The sequence below is a fragment of the Clostridium sp. D53t1_180928_C8 genome (assembly GCF_015667795.1).
GTDB lineage: Bacteria > Bacillota > Clostridia > Clostridiales > Clostridiaceae > Clostridium.
The window spans coordinates 1-5,537 of record NZ_JADPEL010000091.1; the positions used below are offsets into that span (position 1 = coordinate 1).

Below are 5,537 nucleotides of genomic sequence, written 5' to 3' on the forward strand. Positions count from 1 at the left end.
CGATCTATAATAAGATATTATCATAGTATAATATGGAAAATATATAATGTGAAATAAATTAAAGTAATAGATCAGTTACTGAGTGATACAAAATAAATAGAAGGATTTAAAAAAAGGTGGCTTTTATAGCCATCTTTTTATATTATAAAAAATTTTTATTTTTTACAAAAACTAGTTAGATAAATTTATAAAATTTAATATCTACAACTTATTTCGACAAAAAATATGGAAGAAAGTTGTTATAATTAATAATAAAATGAAAATATACATTTAAATTATTTAAGTAAAGTAAATTTTAGATTAAAGATAGAAAAGGATGATGGATAATATGATTATACTAGAAAAACAAATGAAATTAGCAAATGAAGCAGTAGAATTAATTAAAGAGTTTAGAGAAGAGGCTGCAATATTAGGAACAAATCCTTTAAAGGCTATAAGTATAAAAGAAAATGGTGAAGTAATTGAAGTAGATGATGAGTTTGAAGGTATAAAAGAGTACTCACTTAGTGAAATAAGTTCAATTTTTCAAGCTGAAATGAGAGGATGGGGTCCTTGTAGTGCTGGATTCTATGAAGCTATTAGCTTAGCAGAAGCAGATTTAGAGTATGATTTTAAAAGATATTCTAAAGAAGAGTTTAAAGAGTATGCTGGAAATTTAAAATATGCAGAATTTAGATGTGAAGCAATATATGAAAGATTAGAAGAAATTGAAAAGGAAGTTTCAGAATAGATAATAAAGATATCCCACTGAAGTGTTATAAAACTTCAGTGGGATATTTTAATGTTAATAAACTTTAACATTAAAGGATAAAAATTTTAAAAATATTGTTGCGATAGCAACGAAAATTGTGTATAATTTTTCGTTGATATAGCAACAAAGTTAAAAGGAGTGAAATTTTAATGGCGGTAAGCGTAAATAAAAATCAAGAAGAGTTAGGAACCTTAGGTATAGTAAGGTTATTAGTTAAGTTCTCTATTCCAGCAATTATAGGAATGGTAGTAAATATGCTTTACAATGTAGTAGATAGAATTTATATAGGTAATATACCTGATATAGGTGGACTAGCTATTACTGGAGTTGGAATTACAATGCCGGTTACATCTATAATAACTGGACTTGGAATGCTTATAGGTATAGGGACATCAGCAAGTATATCCCTAGCATTTGGAAGTGGTAAAAGAAATTTAGCACAAAAGTATTTAGGAAATGGATTAACATCAATAATTATTATAAGTTTAATAGTAGCTGTTTTTGGTAATGTATTTGCTACAGGAATTTTAGGAGTATTTGGAGCAAGTGAAAATACAATGCCATATGCATTAGCTTATATTAGGCCTTTAATGATAGGAACAATATGTAACTTATGTGCATTTGGATTAAATCATTCAATTAATTCAGATAGTAATCCTAAAATAGCAATGAGCACTATGTTAATTGGAGCTATTATAAACATTATTTTAGACCCAATATTTATATTTGTATTTGGTTTAGGAATACAAGGTGCAGCTTATGCAACAGTAATATCACAATTTGTAGCTGGATGCTGGGTTATTTATTACTTTACAAAGAGTAGTAAATCAACAATTAAGTTAAATAAAAAAGATATGATGTTAGATGGTGAAATAATAAAGAGAATATTAATGATAGGATTAGCACCATTTTGTATGCAAGTTGCAGGAAGTATAGTACAAGTTATTGCTAATAATGCTTTAATGACTTATGGAGGAGATTTAGCAATAGGTGCAATGGCAGTTATTACATCAGTTTGTACAATATTTATAATGCCTATATTCGGTTTAAATCAAGGGGCACAGCCTATAATAGGATATAACTATGGGGCAAAAAAATATGATAGAGTTAAGAAAACTTACCTATATGGATTAATAGGATGTACAGTTGTGTTACTATTAAGTTGGATTTTCATTATATTTTTACCAGAAAAGGCTATAGGAATGTTTAATAATGATCCTATGCTAACAGATATAGCTGTTAATGGAATAAGAGTATATCTATTTATGTTACCACTTATAGGAGTACAAATGACAGCATCAAACTATTATCAAGCAATTGGAAAGCCAAAGAAATCTATGTTATTAGGTTTATCAAGACAAGTATTAATGTTAATACCAGCATTTTTAATACTTCCTAAATTCATGGGATTAGAAGGTGTTTGGTTAGCAGGACCAATAGCAGATGGAATAGCAGTTATACTTTCTGGAGTAATAATAATTAGAGAAATGAGAACTTTAGGTAAGGACGAAGAAATTAATAAAGAAATTTCACCAGAAGTTGCAGTATAGGGTATAATTAAGTTAGAACTATACGTACGGAGGAAATATCAAATGAAAAAATACTATGGTGAATCCCTTGGAAGATATATAGGACATTTTTATAGACAGGGTCAAAGCCTTTTAATAAAAGAATATAAAGATTTAGGTTTTGGAGCAGGACAGTATCAATTTTTAATTATGCTTTATTTAAAAGATGGACTTAGTCACGATGAATTAACTGAAAAAATGTCTGTAGATAAGGCTACAACAACTAGAGCTATAATTAAGCTTGAAGAAGAGGGATATGTAAAGAGAGTTTTAAATGAAGAGGATAAAAGAAAGTATCATATATATTTAACAGAAAAAGCTATCTCTAAGAAGGAAGAGGTATTTAGAATATCTGACTTATGGGAACAGAGATTAGTAGGGGAGTTAACAGAAGAAGAAAAAGATGCTTTGTTTTTAATTATGAGAAAAATAGCTAGGAATAATCCACATTATCCATTTAGTGAATATGAATAAGAAAGAAGAAGTAGTTATACAAAAAAGTATTGTAGCTGCTTCTTTTTTTGTAGGATAGAATAGATTTGCATAATATTAAAACAAATACTGTTGTTAGTAAATAATTAATTAGTTTGAAATATATAAATTTTCTTCAGTGGAAGCTTGTACTTTGTGATAAATTACAAAAAGAAATAAAGAAAATTATAATATAATGGGTTATATGGTAAAATAATATAAAGGGTTATGTAAAAATAAATGGGGGTGAATATAATGAGAAAATTATTAGTAATTTTAAGTTTAGTATTTATGCTTATAGCACCTACAAGTGTTTATGGAACAAGTAGAGAGTATTTTATTGACAAACTAAATGTTGAAGCTGTGATACTTGATAATGGTGATGTTGTTGTAAATGAAATAATGGATTATAGGTTTAATGGCCAGTTTAATGGAGTTTATAGAAATTTAGCATTAATAGGAACAGAAGAATATGTAATAAATAGTGTTTCAATTATTGATGAAGATGGAAATGTTATTGAAGCTGTAGAGGATTACTCTGAAGAAAATAATACATATGAAATAGATGAGGACTTTGAAAGAACTCAAATAAAATTATTTTGCAAAAGTAACAATGAAAGTAAAAAGATTCAATTAAATTATACTATAAAAGCAGCAGCTTTAAGATATTTAGATTATTCAGAGTTATATTGGAATTTTTATAATGTTGAAAATATTGAATCTGTTAAAGAAGGAAATATTAAAATTTCATTAAAGGATACAGAATTTGATGAAAATGTTCTTTATTATGATATATATGGTGAAGGGGAAATTGAAACTACTCATACAAAGGATTATATAAATATTAGCTTTAAAAACTTAACTACATTAATAGGAATAGATATGAAATTTCAATCAGGTTATTTATCAAATGTAGAAGAATCAGAGTTTCATGATAAGGAAAATATAATAGATGAGTATGAATACTATTATGATAAGGATTATCCATTAGATGATTTTGATAATATAGATCAGCATTATTATCAAAAAGAAGATAATAGTGAAGTAATTGGATTTTTAATATTAGCAGCTATTGTAATAGGTGGAATATCAACAATATTTATATTTTCTTCAAATCAATCTAAGTTTGAAGAGGAAGTAAGTGAATATAGAAAAAATAACATAATTACTAAATATGAAATTATAATGGAACCACCATCAGACTTACCGCCAGCATTAGTAAATTTATTAATAAATGAAAAAGTTGTGTCTAAGGAAATGCTGAATGTTACATTATTTTATTTAGCTAATAAAGGTTATTATACGATAGAAGAAAAAATAAATGATTCTGATAAAGATGAGAATGATTTATTTTTTATAAGAAGAAATTATAACAATAAAACAGGATATAAGCATTTAGATTATATATTAACTTGGTTTAGTGATTATGAAGTTAATGGAAGTTTTTCTATGAAACAAATAAAAGGGCTAGTTTCTTCAGAAAGTGAGGCAAATAAGTTTATAAATAATTTAAATAGATGGATAGGTGAAATTAAACATGAAGCTAGTGAAAAAGAGTTTTATATAAGAATAAGAAATAAAGATGTTCTTACTAATAGATGGTTTAACGAAAAATCAAGATGGATTTCTTATAAGAATTATTTAAAAAATGTATATTCAATTAATGATTTAGATAATAGTTTATTAAGTGACTTAACAATAATTTATGCTTCTGCCTTAGAAGTAAGTGATAATGATTTAAAAAATATTATTAATTTAGTAACATCTACAGAAGGAAGAAAAATAGATAGTTTTAGCTCTATTGAATATATGTACATGAATAATTATATTTTATATGCAACAATATTTAATGATATTAGCCATAGAGCAGATAATATAGTAAATCCTATAACTTCTGCACCAGATAGTTTTGATACAACTAGTACTGGAGGAGGTTTCTTTGGGGGAGGAGATTTTACTGGTGGCGGTGGAGGTGACTCAGGAGCCTTTTAAATGTAAATGTGTAATAAATAATAATATATTTATAAAATCTACTTATACTCTTTAGCTATAGCATAACAAATAATTAATGTATAAATGATATTTTTAGGATAAATAGAAAAACTGCCAATAACAAATAGTGTTATCGGCAGTTTTATTTTAATTAAATTAATAATCATAAACAGTAGGAGCATAATCTATAAGATCCCATGTACCTTCATCAAAATTATAAGAAAGAGTAGCAGATAAATGTACTTCTCTACCTGTATCAAAAGATCCAACCTTAACTGTAGTAGAGGAAATATCTCCCTCTTCAGATATAACATAAAGGGAATCTATATAATCTTTAGTATATTCATAATTAATGTTATTAAATGAAAATCCATCTCCAAAATAAACTGCATCACTTAGAATATCTAATAAAATATCACCAGCAGAGAATAAAGGTATAAAGTCATCAGTTTTAATATTAATAAAGTCTTTTATAAACCAGCCTTTTTTATATTTATATTGAATTTCAGCAGTAGCAAAACATTCTGCTCTTCCAGTAGCATAATTTAAAGTCATAGAAATAGGTGCATTAAGTGTATTAAAGTTTACATATTCAGCATCTATTAAGTTAATATTGTTAACATAAGAAAGTGGCTGAGGCATAAAATCTTTAGTTTTTTTATAAATCATAGGGTCTGTAATGTTGTAATCCATAAGCAATTCATTTATATCTTGAAAACTTATAGGTGTAGGAGTAACTATTTCTTTATATATAT

At 26.4% G+C, this 5,537-nt stretch carries 5 protein-coding genes; 4 read left to right on the forward strand and 1 reads right to left on the reverse strand.

The genetic code is table 11. The features are described from left to right. The first annotated feature begins 328 nt into the window (after window positions 1–328). The 4 genes from I4V51_RS20270 to I4V51_RS20285 all read left to right on the forward strand — a co-directional run bounded on the left by I4V51_RS20270 (window position 329) and on the right by I4V51_RS20285 (window position 4,782). Window positions 329–730 (forward strand): hypothetical protein, encoded by a 402-nt coding sequence (locus I4V51_RS20270; RefSeq protein WP_195990254.1) that lies wholly within the window; start codon window positions 329–331, stop codon window positions 728–730. Between the two features lie 170 nt (window positions 731–900). Continuing rightward, window positions 901–2,301 carry an MATE family efflux transporter gene (locus I4V51_RS20275; RefSeq protein ID WP_195990255.1) on the forward strand — a complete coding sequence of 467 codons (1,401 nt, stop codon included), beginning with the start codon at window positions 901–903 and terminating at the stop codon, window positions 2,299–2,301. 42 nt (window positions 2,302–2,343) lie between these two features. Continuing rightward, window positions 2,344–2,793, forward strand: coding sequence for a MarR family transcriptional regulator (locus tag I4V51_RS20280; RefSeq protein ID WP_195990256.1), 450 nt, complete (start codon window positions 2,344–2,346; stop codon window positions 2,791–2,793). A gap of 252 nt (window positions 2,794–3,045) precedes the next feature. Beyond that, a complete protein-coding gene (locus I4V51_RS20285; protein WP_195990257.1) occupies window positions 3,046–4,782 on the forward strand; it encodes a DUF2207 domain-containing protein in 1,737 nt (578 codons plus the stop codon). Window positions 4,783–4,938: 156 nt separating this feature from the next. Here the strand turns inward: I4V51_RS20285 and I4V51_RS20290 are convergent. Then, window positions 4,939–5,537: hypothetical protein (locus tag I4V51_RS20290; protein ID WP_195990258.1), on the reverse strand; the 599-nt coding region annotated here is incomplete at its 5' end.